The 14,878-nt window shown below is 69.0% G+C and carries 11 protein-coding genes; 5 read left to right on the top strand and 6 right to left on the bottom strand.

Annotation, left to right across the window (positions count from 1 at the left end; genetic code table 11):
• The 4 genes from ABZX12_RS35655 (at window position 1) to ABZX12_RS35640 (ending at window position 4,032) form a co-directional block, all read left to right on the top strand.
• Window positions 1-942, top strand: coding sequence for a sugar ABC transporter permease (locus tag ABZX12_RS35655; RefSeq protein WP_355699852.1), 942 nt, complete (start codon window positions 1-3; stop codon window positions 940-942).
• Window positions 939-1,808, top strand: coding sequence for a carbohydrate ABC transporter permease (locus ABZX12_RS35650; RefSeq protein ID WP_355699851.1), 870 nt, complete (start codon window positions 939-941; stop codon window positions 1,806-1,808). Before ABZX12_RS35655 ends, ABZX12_RS35650 begins: the two co-directional genes overlap by 4 nt.
• 72 nt (window positions 1,809-1,880) lie before the next feature.
• Window positions 1,881-3,380 carry an alpha-N-arabinofuranosidase gene (locus tag ABZX12_RS35645; RefSeq protein ID WP_355699850.1) on the top strand — a complete coding sequence of 500 codons (1,500 nt, stop codon included), beginning with the start codon at window positions 1,881-1,883 and terminating at the stop codon, window positions 3,378-3,380.
• Between the two features lie 25 nt (window positions 3,381-3,405).
• Window positions 3,406-4,032 (top strand): TMEM175 family protein, encoded by a 627-nt coding sequence (locus tag ABZX12_RS35640; RefSeq protein WP_355699849.1) that lies wholly within the window; start codon window positions 3,406-3,408, stop codon window positions 4,030-4,032.
• Here the strand turns inward: ABZX12_RS35640 and ABZX12_RS35635 are convergent.
• Window positions 4,007-4,456: a GNAT family N-acetyltransferase gene (locus ABZX12_RS35635; RefSeq protein ID WP_355699848.1), complete on the bottom strand. Its 450-nt coding sequence runs from the start codon at window positions 4,454-4,456 to the stop codon at window positions 4,007-4,009. The genes ABZX12_RS35640 and ABZX12_RS35635 overlap by 26 nt on opposite strands.
• Window positions 4,457-4,584: 128 nt before the next feature.
• Between ABZX12_RS35635 and ABZX12_RS35630 the strand changes: the two genes are divergently transcribed.
• Complete coding sequence (locus tag ABZX12_RS35630) at window positions 4,585-7,173, top strand: GNAT family N-acetyltransferase (RefSeq protein WP_355699847.1); 2,589 nt, start codon at window positions 4,585-4,587, stop codon at window positions 7,171-7,173.
• Here ABZX12_RS35630 and ABZX12_RS35625 read toward each other — a convergent pair.
• From ABZX12_RS35625 to glgX, 5 genes are all read right to left on the bottom strand, one after another.
• Complete coding sequence (locus ABZX12_RS35625; protein WP_355699846.1) at window positions 7,163-7,987, bottom strand: SAM-dependent methyltransferase; 825 nt, start codon at window positions 7,985-7,987, stop codon at window positions 7,163-7,165. The two genes, ABZX12_RS35630 and ABZX12_RS35625, sit on opposite strands and share 11 nt — an antisense overlap.
• A 182-nt stretch (window positions 7,988-8,169) precedes the next feature.
• The gene (locus ABZX12_RS35620; RefSeq protein ID WP_355699845.1) at window positions 8,170-8,364 is read right to left on the bottom strand and encodes a hypothetical protein; all 195 of its coding nucleotides are present in this window, start codon (window positions 8,362-8,364) and stop codon (window positions 8,170-8,172) included.
• Between the two features lie 157 nt (window positions 8,365-8,521).
• Window positions 8,522-10,258: a malto-oligosyltrehalose trehalohydrolase gene (gene treZ, locus ABZX12_RS35615; RefSeq protein ID WP_355699844.1), complete on the bottom strand. Its 1,737-nt coding sequence runs from the start codon at window positions 10,256-10,258 to the stop codon at window positions 8,522-8,524.
• Window positions 10,259-10,263: 5 nt separating this feature from the next.
• Window positions 10,264-12,660 (bottom strand): malto-oligosyltrehalose synthase, encoded by a 2,397-nt coding sequence (treY, locus tag ABZX12_RS35610; protein ID WP_355699843.1) that lies wholly within the window; start codon window positions 12,658-12,660, stop codon window positions 10,264-10,266.
• Window positions 12,657-14,774 (bottom strand): glycogen debranching protein GlgX, encoded by a 2,118-nt coding sequence (glgX, locus tag ABZX12_RS35605; RefSeq protein WP_355699842.1) that lies wholly within the window; start codon window positions 14,772-14,774, stop codon window positions 12,657-12,659. Before glgX ends, treY begins: the two co-directional genes overlap by 4 nt.
• Window positions 14,775-14,878 lie beyond the last annotated feature (104 nt).

Below are 14,878 nucleotides of genomic sequence, written 5' to 3'. Positions count from 1 at the left end.
ATGGCCGTAGAGACACCCTCACGCCTCACCACCGGTACGCCGCCGGCCGCGGCGAAACCGGAGACCGGGCAGCCGTGGAAGGAACGCTGGGGCGGCCTGTTCTTCGTCGCGCCGTTCCTGCTGCTGTTCGCCCTGTTCATGCTCTGGCCGATCATTTCCGGCTTGTGGAACAGCTTCTTCAACACGAGTCTGGCCGGCGTCAAGCACGAGTTCCTCGGCCTGCAGAACTGGCGGGACCTGTTCGGCGACCCGGCCGTCTGGTCGTCGCTGAAGAACACCCTGGTCTTCACCGCGATGAGCACGCCGCCGCTGGTGATCATCGCGCTCGTCATGGCCCTGCTGGCCAACCGGCGCGGTGTGCTGGGCTGGCTGTTGCGCTTCGCGTATTTCGCTCCGTTCGTGCTGCCCGCCACGGTCGTGACGCTGATCTGGGTGTGGATCTACCAGCCCGGGTTCGGCCTGGTGAACGGCCTGCTGACGGCCGGCGGCTTCGCCGAGATCGACTGGCTGAACACCGAGAACCGGGCCATGCTCGCGGTGGTGATCACGACCGTCTGGTGGACGGTCGGGTTCAACTTCCTGCTCTACCTGGCCGCGCTACAAGGGATTCCCGCCCAGGTCTACGAGGCGGCCGCGATCGACGGGGCGAACGGGCGGCAGCAACTGTTCCGGATCACGCTGCCGTTGCTCGGCCGGACCACCGGCCTGATCATCGTCCTGCAACTCGTGGCGTCGCTGAAGATCTTCGACCAGATCTATCTGATGACCAACGGCGGACCGAACTACGCGACCCGGCCGATCATCCAGTACATCTACGAGTCCGGCTTCACCAGCTACCGGATCGGCTACGCGTCCGCGATCTCGTACCTGTTCTTCGCGGTCATCGTGATCGTCGCGGTCGCGCAGTTCAAACTGTTCTCCGGCCGAGGGGAGGAAGCGTGACAACCGCAACGTTGCCAGTAGCAACCAGAACGCCGCGCCGCAGGCAGCCATGGACCTTCCCGAAGGCGGCGAGTGCCGTCGGTGCGGTGATTCTCGCCGCGGTCTGGCTGGTTCCACTGCTCTGGGCGCTCGACACGTCGTTGAAGCCCGAGCCGGAGACGACCCGCGCGCCGATCACCTGGTTGCCGGAGGCACCTACCACCGGCGCCTACCGGAGCGTGATCGAGCAGGGCGACCTGATCCGCTGGTTCCTGAACAGTACGGTCGTCTCGGTGCTCGTGACCGCGCTGACGCTGGTCGTCTCGGTGCTCGCGGCGTACGGCTTTTCGCGGACCTCGTTCCCCGGCCGGCGGGTGCTGTTCGGGCTGATCATCGCCGGCATCCTGGTGCCGCCGCAGGTGCTGATCGTGCCACTGTTCCAGGAGATGACCGGCCTCGGCCTGGTCGACACCTACTGGGGCATCGTGCTGCCGCAGGTGGTCGCGCCGGTGATGGTGTTCGTGCTGAAGAAGTTCTTCGACGGCATCTCCCGCGACTACGAGGACGCCGCCCGGGTCGACGGCGCGTCCCGGTGGCGGATCGTCTGGAGCGTGATGGTCCCGATGTCGCGGCCGATCCTGGTCGCGGTCGGCATCTTCACGTTCATCGGGGCCTGGAACAACTTCCTCTGGCCCTTCATCGTGACCACCGACCCGTCAATGATGACGATCCCGGTCGGCCTCGCCAACGTGCAGGGCTCGTACGGCCTGCGCTACGCCCAGATCATGGCCTCGGCCGTGCTGGGCGGTCTTCCCCTGCTGATCGTCTACGCCCTGTTCCAGCGCCACGTCGTCCGCGGTGTCGGCGACGCGGGGATCAAGGGCTAGCCGCTGCTCTGCCCTTGCATCTCCCACCCCACCGCCCCGGTCATAGCGAATCACCACGACAGGAGCCACCTGGTGCCCACTGCCCATCTCACCATCGATCCCGCGTTCACGATCGCGCCCGTGAACCGCCGGACCTTCGGAACCTTCGTCGAGCACATGGGCCGGTGTGTCTACACCGGCATCTACGAGCCCGGCCACGCAACCGCGGACGAGGACGGTTTCCGCAAGGACGTCCTGGAACTGACCCGCGAGCTCGGAGTTTCCGTGGTCCGCTATCCCGGCGGAAACTTCGTTTCCGGTTTCCGCTGGGAGGACAGCGTCGGACCGCGCGCGGAGCGGCCGCGGCGCCTCGACCTCGCCTGGCACAGCGTCGAGACCAACGAGTTCGGTCTGGACGAGTTCAGCCGCTGGTGCGCCAAGGCCGGCGTCGAGCCGATGATGGCGATCAACCTCGGCACCCGCGGCGTCCAGGAGGCGCTGGACCTGCTCGAGTACGCGAACCACCCCGGCGGTACGGCGCTGTCCGATCTGCGCGAGCAGCACGGCGCGGCGCCGTACGGGATCAAGCTCTGGTGCCTCGGTAACGAGCTCGACGGCCCGTGGCAGGTGGGGCACAAGACGCCGACGGAGTACGGGCGGCTCGCGGCGGAGACCGCGCGGGCGATGCGGATGATCGACAAGGACCTCGAGCTGGTCGCGTGCGGTTCGTCGTCGTCGCGGATGCCGCTGTTCGGCACCTGGGAGCGGGACGTGCTGCGGGAGACGTACGAGTTCGTCGAGTACATCTCCTGCCACGCGTACTACGGCAACGACGACGGCGACACCGCGTCGTTCCTGGCGTCCGCGGTGAACATGGACCACTTCATCGACTCCGTGGTGGCGACCGCGGACCACGTCGGAGCGGAGCTCAAGAGCAGCAAGAAGATCGGCATCTCCTTCGACGAGTGGAACGTCTGGTACGGCGACCGCTCCCGCCGCACCGACGGACCGGCTGAGGCGTGGGAGGTGGCGCCGCGGCGGATCGAGGACGAGTACAACGTCACCGACGCGGTGGTGGTCGGCAACCTGCTGATCTCACTGCTGCGGCACAGCGACCGGGTCGGGGTCGCGTGCCTCGCCCAGCTCGCGAACGTGATCGCGCCGATCATGACCGAGCCCGGCGGCGCGGCCTGGCGGCAGCCCACCTTCCACCCGTTCGCGATCACCTCGCGGCTCGCGGCCGGTCAGGTGCTCCGGATCGAGACCGACTCGCCGCTCGTGTCCACGGCGAAGTACGGCGAGGTACCGGCCGTCGACGCGGTGGCGACGTACGACGACGGCAAGATCGCGCTCTTCGCCGTGAACCGCTCGACCGAGGGCCCGGTCGAGCTCACCGTCGACCTCGGCCGGGCCGGCGTGACCTCGCTCGACGAGGCCGTCATCGTCCACGACGACGACCCGCTCGCGACCAACTCGGCCACCCGGCCCGACCGCGTTACCGCACAACCGGCCGACGCACGGCTCGAGGACGGCAAGCTGACGATTACGCTACCGGCGATCAGCTGGACAGCGCTTTCTCTGTCGACCAACTGATCCCCCTGGGCTCAGACTGTGGGCCGTGAGCACACAGTCCGACCTTGCCGAGACGACCCGTCTCGAAGCCTTCAGTGACGGCGTCTTCGCGATCGCGATCACCCTCCTCGTCCTCGAACTGCACAGTCCCGAGCTCGCGGAGGGTGAGCGGTTGTGGCCGGCGCTGGTGCACGAGTGGCCGCAGTTCGCGGCGTACCTGACCAGCTTCGCGATCCTCGGCATCATGTGGGTCAACCACCACTCGATGTTCCGCCAGATCCGGCGCGCGGACCGCGGACTGATGTTCCTCAACCTGCTCCTGCTGCTGTGGGCGACGCTGCTGCCGTTCCCGACCAGTCTGTTCGCGGAGCACCTCGAGGACGAGTCGATCAACGCGCACGTCGCGGCCGCCGTGTACAGCACGAACCTGACGCTGGCGGCGATCGCGTTCAGCCTGATCTGGTGGCACGTCCTGCGCAACCATCTGGTCGACCACGACATGTCCAAGGCGGAGGTCCGCAAGTCGCTGCTGCGCTACTCGATGGGCACGGTCGTCTACGGAGCCTGCATCGGCATCTCGTTCGTGTCCGCCCAGGTGACCCTGCTGATCGTGTTCCTGCTGGCGCTGTACTACGGGTTCGAGCAGGTCAGGACTCGCGGCGGAACTGTGTGATGCTGATGCCGGGAGCAACTTCCAGCTCGGCGACGGCGGCGTAGCCGCGGGACGTGTAGAGGGTGACGGCCGGAGTGTTGGCCGAGCCCGTCGAGACCAGGCTGACCGGTCGCGGTGCGACCCGGTCGAGGTGGTCGAGGAGGGCCCGGCCGTGTCCGCGGCGGGCGTGGGCGGGGTCGACGATCAGCCGGTCGATCTCCACGGTGTCGTCGGACAGTTCGTAGGCGATCGCGCCGACGAGCAGCGTTCCGTCGTACCGCCCGAGCCAGTGTTCGGTCGACGACATCAGGCCGTCGAGGTCCTCCCGGAGCGGCGGGATGCCGTCGAAGCCGATCAGCTCGGCCTCCACGGCGTACGCGGCGTGCTGGATCGTGAGCAGTCGCTCGGCGAGCGTGCGGTCGGTGACGTCGAGCGGCGTGATCACAGCCGCCAGGTTACGCGGCCTTCCCAGCCGTGCCTCACGCTGGACCTCCAGCCAGAATTGCGGTTGTCTGAACTGATTGCTGCCGAGTAAGTTAGCGCAGCCTAACCTAACTGAAGTGAGGGCTGTTTGTGAACGCGAGGGTGTTCCGGGACACGTACGGCGTACCGCACCTGCAGGCCGGGGATCCGCTCGCGTTGGTCTATCTGCAAGGCGTGAACGCCGCGCGGGACCGGGCCTGGCAGATCGAGCTGGAGCGGCGGCGGTACCTCGGGACGAGCGCCGCGTTCCTCGGGGTCGAGGCGGTGGCGTGGGACGTGTTCGCCCGCCAGGCGCGGCTCGCGGACACGGCGCGGCAGTGCTTCGAGTCGCTCGACGACGACACGCGCGAGTGGGTCACGGCGTACGTCGAGGGCGTGAACCATGCGCTGCCGGGCGGTGCGGCCCGCACGCCCGAGTTCGCGGAGACCGGGCTGGCGCTGCAGGAGTGGGAGCCGTGGACGCCGCTGGGGATCTGGCTGGCGGTGCACATCCTGTTCGCCGGGTTCCCCTCCAAGCTGTGGCGCACTCATGTCGCGGCCCACCTCGGAGAAGCGTCCTTGGAACTGTTCTCGTCAGAGGGACCGCACGGGGCCGGCAGCAACGGGTGGCTGATCCCGGGGTCGCACACCGCGAGCGGTCAGGCGATCGTGGCGGGCGATCCGCATCGCTTCATCGAGAACCCCGGCGTGTATCAGCAGATCCTGCTGACCTGCCCGGAGTACGACGTCCTCGGGCTCGCCGTTCCCGGCATCCCGGGCCTCGCACACTTCGGCCACACCGGGTCGGTCGCCTGGTCCATCACCAACGCCATGGCCGACTACCAGGACCTGTACGCCGAACAACTGCGCCGGACCGGCTCAGGCGTGGAGGCCTTGGGGCCGGACGGCTGGCGACCGGCGGCCGTCCACACCGAGGTGGTGGAGGTCGCCGGCGCGGCGCCCGTCGAGGTCGAGGTGATCGAGACCGAACGCGGCCCGATCATCACGCACGACCCGGAAGGCGCTGCACCGGTCTCGCTGCGCTACCCGCCCCGGGTCACCGGACGGCTCGGGTTCCAGGTGATGCGTCGGTTGCTCCGGGCAACCAGCGTGGGTGATGTGGACGCCGCTTTCGACGAGTGGGTCGAGCCGGTCAACGTCGTGCTGGCGGCCGACACCGCGGGTGGGCTGCTGCATCGGACCGCCGGCGCGGTACCGCGGCGCGAGCGGGCGAACATGCTGCGGATCGTGCCGGCCTGGGACGCGACGTACGGCTGGGACGGCTGGCACGAGATGGCGCGGGCAGCGGTGGACAGGCCGGCCGTGATGGCGAACGCCCGCGGGCTCGCGACGCCGCTCGGGGTCGAGTTCGCCGCGCCGCACCGCGCCGACCGGATCCGCGACCTCGTGGAAGCCCGCGATGACTGGACGGTCGACGGCATGCCGGGCATCCACCAGGACACGTACCTGGGCTCGGCCGGCTCCGTGCTCGACCTGCTGACCGGACTCGGCGACCTGTCCCCACAAGCAGTGGCCCTCCGCACCGAACTCTTCGCGTGGGACCGCCGGATGGACGCCACGAGCACCACGGCCTCGTCGTACGCCGCGGTCCGCAAGGCGCTGGTCTCCCGCCTCACCGACCACTTCACGATGCTCGAGAACGCCGATGTCGCCGCGGTCTTCACGCCGTGGATGGATCCGCTCACCCACGTCTCGTACGCGCTCGAGAACCTCCTCACCACCGACCTGCTGCCGAACGTCGACGTACGCTGGCTGGCCCGCGAGGCACTGGAAGAGGTCGCCGCCAACAGCCCGCGCCCGCCGTGGGCCGAGACGCATCAGCTCGCACCACTGCACGCGTTGCGCGGCCCGGTGTTCGCGGCGAACGAGATGCCGCTGGACCTGGGCCTGTCGGGCGACCACCACTGCGTGCTGTCGACGTCGAGCCTGCCCGGGCTGACGGACGTCTGCATCCGCGCCTCCGCCGCCCGGTACGCGTGGGACCTCGCCGATCGCTCCGCCAGCCGGTGGATCGTGCCGCTCGGCGCATCCGGCGTCCTCGGCGATCCGCACCACCACGACCAACTGGCGTCGTGGTTGCGCGGTGCGCTGGTCCCCGCGGAGGGTCCGGCGACCCGGGAGGATCGCACGTACTCGGCGACCGTCGACGGGTTCGGGACGGTGCGGATCGAGGAGGCGGATCCGGCGCGCGATCTGGACCTCATCCACGGGTGGGTGACGGCCGAGCGGGCCACGTACTGGGGCATGGGCGGGCTGTCGCGCGACGAGATCGAGGCGACGTACCGGTTCCTGGACTCGGTGCCGACGCATCACGTGTACGTCGTCCGGCTGGACGGCGTGCCGGTCGCGTTGCTGCAGACATACGACCCGCAGGCGGATCCCGCCGGGGCGGCGTACGCCGTCGAGCCCGGTGACCTCGGCGTCCACCTGCTGATCGCGCCCGGGGACGCCCGTGCCGGGTTCACCGGTCAACTGGTCGGCGCGGTCGCCCGCTTCGTCTTCGAGCACCTGGGACACCCGCGGATCGTGGTCGAACCCGACGTCCGCAACACCCGCGCGATCGAGCGGTTCCACCGCAGCGGATTCACCCTCGGCGCCGAGGCGAAGATCGTCCAGCCGGACGGCTCCACCAAACACGCCCAGTTCGCGTTCCTCACCAGGGAACAGGTCAGTTCTTGACGGCGAGGACGGCGGCGATCAGGCGCTGGTAGTCGGTGAGGTCGTCGGGCTCGTCGGGGTTGCGCCATTGGAAGGCGGGGACCAGGCCGGGAGGGAGCACGGTGAAGCCCTCGCCGAAGAGGGCGAGGATCTGCTCGTCGGTGCGCCAGCGGCCGCGGCCGAGCGAGCCTTGCAGGACCTGCTCGAGCTCCTGGCTGCGGGGGTCGTTCTCACTGCGGAAGTGGCTGATGAAGACGTGACTGCCGGAGGCGATCCGGTCCTTCCAGAAGCGGACGATGCCGGCCGGGTCCTCGTCGTCGTTCACGTGGTGCAGGGTGGCGCTGAAGATCACGCCGACCGGCTCGGAGAAGTCGATCAGGCGCACCGTGTCCGGGTGCTCGACGATCGCCTTCGGCTCCCGCAGGTCGGCCTGGATGACCGTGGTGTTGTCGTTCTCGGCGAGCAGCGCGCGGCCGTGCGCGAGCACGATCGGATCGTTGTCGACATACACCACCTTCGTCTCCGGCGCATGCCGCTGGGCGACCTGGTGCACGTTGTCGGCGGTCGGCAGCCCGCTGCCGAGGTCGATGAACTGGCGGACCCGCGTCGTGGTGACCATCTCGCGGACCGCGCGGATCAGCGCACCGCGGTTGTCGTAGGCGATCACCCGGGAGCCGGGCAGTTCGTTGATGAACCGGTCGCCGAACGCGCGGTCCACCGCGAAGTTGTCCTTGCCGCCCAGCAGGTAGTCGTACGTCCGGGCGATACTCGGCTTGGTCGTGTCGAACCCAGGGAACGGAGCGCTCTGTGTCACCTGGTCGTCCGCGTCGGCCATCACCCGGATCCTTCCTGTCGAGACACCCGTCACTCTATGCGACCCGGGAGCCACGCCGCTCGCCACCCCGGCGCGCGCAGCCGTCACCGCGGCTGGTCCGGGCATGCCACAGCGGCCGTCGGACGACAGCCGCTGTGGTCAGGTCGGTGGCCTGGTCTGGCGGGCCCTGCCACCGGTGCGCGTCAGTTGAGCGTGTGCTTCGGTACGTCGCGAACGGCCGCACGACGCTCGTGGACGGTGGATTCGCGCACCGCATGGTCCGGGGTGCGTGGTGCCGGGCAGACCGGGCCGCGACGGATCGGGCCGCCACCCAGCTTCCGGCTCTTCCACTGCTTTTCTTCGTAGTCGTAGTAGGTGTCGACGCCTCCGACTGTCATCCGGTCCTCCCTCAAAACCCCCCGTCCCCTGCTGGCCCATCAACAGTCCGCCACGACCACCCCGGCAGACAAGCGATTCCGGAAATCACCACGGATCAACACACTCGAACGCCGCGTTCTGTTGGAATGGCCTACAAATGTGACCCTTTGGAAAGTCTCAGACGGCCACGATCGCGACGCCGTGACCGGGCAACCGGACTCCGTCGGCGGTCAGGTCCCCGCCGGCGAACGACATCACGAGGTACGCCGGGGGCTGGTCCAGCGGCACCACCGTGTCCGCACCGTCCAGGTTCGCCACCACGCGCAGACTGCCGCGGGACACCACCAGCCAGCCCCCGAGGGGATCGAACTCGACCTGGACCGACGCGAGCCTGTCGTCGCGCAGCTCCGGCATCCGGGCCCGGAACCTCAGCAGGTGCCGGTACCAGGCGAGCAGCTCGCGATGCGGCGCCTCGTCCGGTTCGGACCAGTCGAGCACCGAGCTGCGCCAGGTCTGCGGATCCTGCGGGTCCGGGATCTCGTCCGCGTCCCAGCCGAACTCGGCGAACTCGCGCCGCCGGCCGGTCCGGACCGCGTCCGCCAGGCCGGGTTCGGTGTCGTCGGAGAAGTCCGTGAAGAACCGCCACGGCGTCGAGGCGCCCCACTCCTCACCCATGAACAGCATCGGCGTGTACGGCGAGGTCAGCACCAGCGCGGCGCCGATCGCGAGCTGCCCCGGGGTCAGGTTCGGCCGGTCGCCGAGCGCCCGGTTGCCGATCTGGTCGTGGTTCGACGTGTAGGCGAGGAACTCGCCGCCGCGGTGCAGGCGCGGATCGACCGGGCGCCCCCAGTCCTTGCCGCGGAACGTCGAATAGCTCCCGTCGTGCCGGAACACCCGCGTCAGCGTCTTCGCGAACACCGCCGGGTCCCCGAAGTCCACGTAGTACCCGAACCGTTCACCGGTCAGCAGGGAGTGCAGTGCGTGGTGGAAGTCGTCGCTCCACTGGGCGGTCATCCCCATGCCGCCCGTGGACACCGGCTCGACCGTGCGCGGATCGTTCAGGTCCGACTCGGCCACCAGCCCCAGCGGCCGCCCGAGGTCTTTGGCCAGTTCGGCGGTCTCGGTCGACAACTGCTGGAGCAGGTGCGTCGGGCTGTCGTCGACCAGTGCGTGAACCGCATCCAGCCGCAGTACGTCGATGTGGAAGTCGCGGAACCAGCGCAGTGCGTTGTCGCAGATCCACCGTCGTACCTCTGCGCTACCGGCGTCGTCCAGGTTGACCGCGGGGCCCCACGGCGTGGAGTGCCTGGTGGTGAAGTACGGACCGAAGCTGGACAGGTAGTTCCCGCTCGGACCGAGGTGGTTGTAGACGACGTCGAGGCAGACGGCCAGCCCGGCGTCGTGGCAGCGATCCACGAACCGCTGCAGGGCTTCCGGGCCGCCGTACGGCGCGTGCACCGCGTAGAGGTCCACACCGTCGTACCCCCAGCCGTGCACGCCGGGGAACGCGGCGACCGGCAGCAGCGAGACCACCTCGACCCCGAGCACGGCCAGGTAATCCAGGTGCTCGGCGGCTGCGTCCAGCGTGCCTTCGAGCGTGAACGTGCCGAGGTGCAGCTCGTAGAAGACAGCGCCTCGTACGTCGCGACCCGTCCAGCTGTCGTCGCTCCATTCGAAGCGGTCCGCCTCGAAGACCCGGCTGAACCCGTGGACGCCGTCCGGCTGCCACGGGCTGCGCGGGTCGGGGAGCGGGTCGCTGCCGTCGACGGAGTACGCATAGTCGGTGCCGTGGTGCGCCTCGGCCACCTGCCGCTCCCACCAACCGTCCTCGGCGAAGCGCATCGGCAGCACACCGTCCCGCAGTACCAGGTCGACATTGGTTGCCTCTGGCACCCAGACGCGGAACGTGTGCATGGCTGTCAGCTCCTGACCAGGAGGGCGACCGGGAGGTCCGCGAGCAGATCGCCGATCCGGGCGGCCCCGGTGCCCACTTCACGGCCGGTCAACACGTTCTTCCACTGGCCACTCGGCAGCACGACGGTGCTGTCGCCCCAGCCGCCCAGTCGCTGCAGCGCGGCCGGCAGTCTGGTCGCCAGGGTGATGACGGCGTCGCCACGGGCGAACGCGACCGCGTGCCCGTTGGAGGTCGGGAGCGGTGCGTAGCTGCCCGCGAAGGCCTCGGGGTACTGCCGGCGGAGGCGGAGCGCTCGCGACGTGACAAGCAGCTTCTCGTCGGACAGGTCTTCCGGCTTGCCGCCGTCGTCCAGCCGCTGCAGCCGCTCGATGCGCTCCGTGTAGTCCACCGGGCGCCGGTTGTCGGGGTCCACAAGGGACAGATCGACCAGCTCGGTGCCCTGATACACGTCGGGTACGCCGGGCATCGTCAGCTGCACCAGCTTCTGGCCGAGCGTGGCAGCTCGTACGTAGCCGGTCTGCTCGTCGGCGAAGCGGCGCACCGCGTCGAGCACGGTCTCGTCGTCCAGGACCGCCGTCGCGAAGGCAGCGACGGCCTGTTCGTACTCGTCGTCCGGCGAGGTCCACGAAGTGTGCCGCTTGGCTTCACGGATCGCCTTCAGCAGATACCCCTGCATGCGGTCCTCAGCGAGCGGACCGTCGGCCCAGGTGCCGAACAGCGTCTGCCAGAACAGGTACTCCGTGCTGCCGTCCAGCAGTGGACTGCGGTGCTCTTCCGAGAGCCTGCGCCACTCGCGGACCGCCTCCGACCAGACGGCGGGCTGCTCGGACAATACGCCGAGGCGCGCGCGGACGTCCTCGGACCGCTTGGTGTCGTGGGTGGACAGCGTGGTCATCGTCTTCGGCCAGTCCCGGTTCACCTGGGACGCGTACGCGTGGAACTCCTCCGGCGTCACACCGAAGTGCCCCGGGTCGCCACCGACCTCGTTGAGCGACGTGAGCCGCAGCCACCGGTAGAACGCGGTGTCCTCGACTCCCTTGGCCATCACCGGCCCGCACGTCTGCTGGAAGCGCACGATCAGCTCGGCCCGCGTCTGCTCGTCGACGGTGCTCGTCTCTCGTCCCAGCAAGAGGTGCAGTACGACGTCCAGGGTGGCCTGGCGGTCCTCGTCCAGGTTGGCCCGCGCTCTCTCCGCCGCCCGCTCGACCGCAGCTACGGCCTCGGGCTCCGGCTCCTCTCCCGGTACGACGTACGCGCGGTAGACGTCGAACTGGACCAGCAACTCCACGACGACCTCGTGGAACGCCCGCCTGGTGTGGTCACGCAGCCGCACGTCGTCCTGGCAGATCCGCGCGAGCAGCTCGACCAGGCGGTGCACTTCGGCGTACTGACCGTGCTGGACGATCTCGCGCTTCGCCTCCTCGACCACGGGCCCGAAGTCGGCCGGTGCACCGGTGAGCTCGGAGTGCAGAGCTGCGAGCGGTGCGGCACCAGCGGGGTCGACGAACAGGCCGCCGACGCGCAGCAGAGCGTCGTACCCGGTCGTGCCGGCGCACGGCCAGTCGCGGGGCAGCTGCTCGTCGCCTTCCAGGATCTTCTCCACCACGACCCAGGCGCCGCCGGTGCGCTCGGCCAGTCGACGCAGGTAGCCGCGCGGGTCAGCCAGACCGTCAGGGTGGTCGATCCGGAAGCCGTTGAGCTTTCCTTCGTGCAGGAGCGCGAGCAGGAGCTCGTGGGTCGCGTCGAAGACCTCCTTGGTCTCCTGCCGGACAGCAGCGAGCGTGTCGACGTCGAAGAACCGCCGGTAGTTCAGCTCCTCGTCGGCGACCCGCCAGTGCGCGAGGCGATACCACTGCTCGGTGACAAGCTCCGCCAGCGGCAGCTCTTCGGTCCCGGGCCGCAGCGGGTACTCGTGCTCGTAGTACCGCAGTACGTCGCCCTCGACGGACAGCTCGCCGTCCGCGAGCACCTTGCCGATCCGCTGACCCAGCACCGCCATCAGCAGCGGCTGGTTGCCGGCGCCCCAGTCCACGTCGAACCAGTCCGCGTACGGCGAGCCGGGCCCCAGTCGCAGCACCGACCAGAGCGCCGCGTTGAGGCTCTCCGGCGTCGGTACGGCGACGTGGTTCGGTACGACGTCCGCGACGGCGCCCATGCGGTGCTCGGCCAGCCGCGCCGACAACCGGTCGAACGCGGGCCGGCCGCCCATCGGCTCGGACAGCCGGCTGTGGTCCACCACGTCGTACCCGTGGGTGGAACCGGGCGCGGCCTGCAGGATCGGGGACAGATACGCGTGGGAGATCCCGAGACCCGCCAGGTACGGCACCACCGCGGCGGCGTCGTCGAAGCCGAACTCGGCGCGGAGCTGGAACCTGTACGTGGCCTGCGGGACTCCACTCATCCGGCCGCCTGCCTCGGGCGGGTCAGGATCAAGGTGCTGCGGGACTCCAGCTGGATCGTGCTCCCGGCGGCGTGCGGTTCCTCGCTGCCGGCGCCGGTCGGATGCGTCGTGTCGACGACGACCGTCCAGTTCTCGCCGTACTCCTCGGGTGGCAGGAGGAAGTCGACCGGCTCGAAGTTGCTGTTCAGCAGCACCAGGAACGAGTCGTCGACCACCGGCTCGCCGCGCGGGTCCGGCTCGGAGATCGCGTCGCCGTTCAGGAACACGGCGATCGCCCGGGCGTCGTCGCGCTGCCAGTCGCCGTTCTGCATCTCGGTGCCGTTCGGCGTGAACCACACCAGGTCACCGAGGCCGTCGATGCCGGTGTCGCCGTGGAAGAACCGGCGCCGGCGCAGCACCGGGTGGTTGTTGCGCAGCGTGAGCAGCGCCCGGGTGAACTCGAGCAGGTGCTTCTGCGGCTCGTCCAGCTCCCAGTCGATCCAGGCGATCTCGTTGTCCTGGCAGTAGACGTTGTTGTTGCCGCGCTGGGTCCGGCCGAGCTCATCGCCGTGGGCGATCATCGGCACGCCCTGCGAGATCAGCAGCGTGGTCAGGAAGTTGCGCTCCTGCTTGGCCCGCAGCCGCAGCACCTCGGGGTCGTCGGTGGGGCCCTCGGCGCCGCAGTTCCAGGAGCGGTTGTGGCTCTCGCCGTCGTTGCCGCCCTCGCCGTTCGCCTCGTTGTGCTTCTCGTTGTACGAGACCAGGTCGCGCAGCGTGAAGCCGTCGTGGGCGGTGATGAAGTTGATGCTCGCCAGCGGCCGGCGGCTGTCGTCCTGGTACAGGTCGGAGGACCCGGTCAGCCGGGAGGCGAACTCGGCCAGGGTGTACTTCTCGCCTCGCCAGAAGTCCCGGACGGTGTCGCGGTACTTGCCGTTCCACTCCGTCCACAGCGGCGGGAAGTTGCCGACCTGGTAGCCGCCGTCGCCGACGTCCCACGGCTCGGCGATCAGCTTCACCTGGCTCACCACCGGGTCCTGCTGGACCAGGTCGAAGAACGCCGACAGCCGGTCGACCTCGTGGAACTGCCGAGCCAGGGTGGCCGCCAGGTCGAACCGGAAGCCGTCGACGTGCATCTCGGTGACCCAGTAACGCAGCGAGTCCATGATCAGCTGCAGCACGTGCGGGTGCCGCATCAGCAGACTGTTGCCGGTGCCGGTGGTGTCGTAGTAGTGCCGCTTGTCCGCGTCCACCAGCCGGTAGTACGCCGCGTTGTCGATGCCCTTGAACGACAGCGTCGGGCCGAACTCGTTCCCCTCGGCGGTGTGGTTGTAGACGACGTCGAGGATCACCTCGATGTCGGCCTCGTGCAGCGCCTTCACCATCGCCTTGAACTCGGTCACCTGCTGGCCGCGGGTGCCGGTCGACGAGTAGGCGTTGTGCGGCGCGAAGAAGCCGATCGTGTTGTACCCCCAGTAGTTGGACAGGCCGAGTTCCTGCAGGTGCCCGTCCTGCGCGAATTGATGCACCGGCATCAGCTCGATCGCCGAGACCCCGAGCTCCTTGAGGTGCTCGATGATCGCCGGGTGGCCGAGACCGGCGTACGTGCCGCGGATGTCGTCCGGCAGGCCCGGATGGGTCTTGGACAGGCCCTTGACGTGCGCCTCGTAGATCACGGTCTCGTGGTAGGCGTGGCCGGGCGGGCGGTCGTTGCCCCAGTCGAAGAACGGGTTGGTCACCACCGACAGCATCGTGTGCTCGCGGTTGTCCATCGTGTTCAGCTCGTCGGGCTCGGCGAACCGGTAGCTGAACAGCGACTCGTCGCCGTCGATCTGCCCGTCGATCGCCTTCGCGTACGGGTCGAGCAGCAGCTTCGACGGGTTGCACCGGTGCCCCTCGGCGGGGTTGTACGGCCCGTGCACCCGGAAGCCGTACCGCTGCCCCGGCTGCACTCCCGGCAGGTAGGCGTGCCAGACGAATCCGTCCACCTCGGTCAGCTGCACCAGTTGCTCGGCTCCGTCGTCACCGACCAGCGAGAGGTCGACGCGATCGGCGACCTCCGAGAACACCGCGAAGTTCGTCCCGGCACCGTCGTAGGTGGCGCCGAGAGGGTAAGGACGACCAGGCCATTTCTGCACCTGACGACAGTAGCCACCCCGGCCCCCGGTCACCGCACGGCGGGGTGTTTCGGTGTCGAGAATTCACCCGGCAAGGGCTTGCACTCCGCGGCAAGACACGCAAT

The sequence above is a fragment of the Kribbella sp. NPDC003505 genome (assembly GCF_040610875.1).
In the GTDB taxonomy this organism is placed as follows: Bacteria; Actinomycetota; Actinomycetes; order Propionibacteriales; family Kribbellaceae; genus Kribbella.
The sequence above is the reverse complement of the archived record's forward strand: the minus strand, read 5'-3'. Positions and strand labels throughout refer to the sequence as shown.

Coding starts and splice junctions, on each gene's coding strand:
- ABZX12_RS35655 (WP_355699852.1), top strand. CDS start 1: ATGGCCGTAGAGACACCCTCACGCCTCACCACCGGTACGCCGCCGGCC.
- ABZX12_RS35625 (WP_355699846.1), bottom strand. CDS start 7,987: ATGGCCGACGCGGACGACCAGGTGACACAGAGCGCTCCGTTCCCTGGG.
- ABZX12_RS35620 (WP_355699845.1), bottom strand. CDS start 8,364: ATGACAGTCGGAGGCGTCGACACCTACTACGACTACGAAGAAAAGCAG.
- treZ (WP_355699844.1), bottom strand. CDS start 10,258: ATGCACACGTTCCGCGTCTGGGTGCCAGAGGCAACCAATGTCGACCTG.
- treY (WP_355699843.1), bottom strand. CDS start 12,660: ATGAGTGGAGTCCCGCAGGCCACGTACAGGTTCCAGCTCCGCGCCGAG.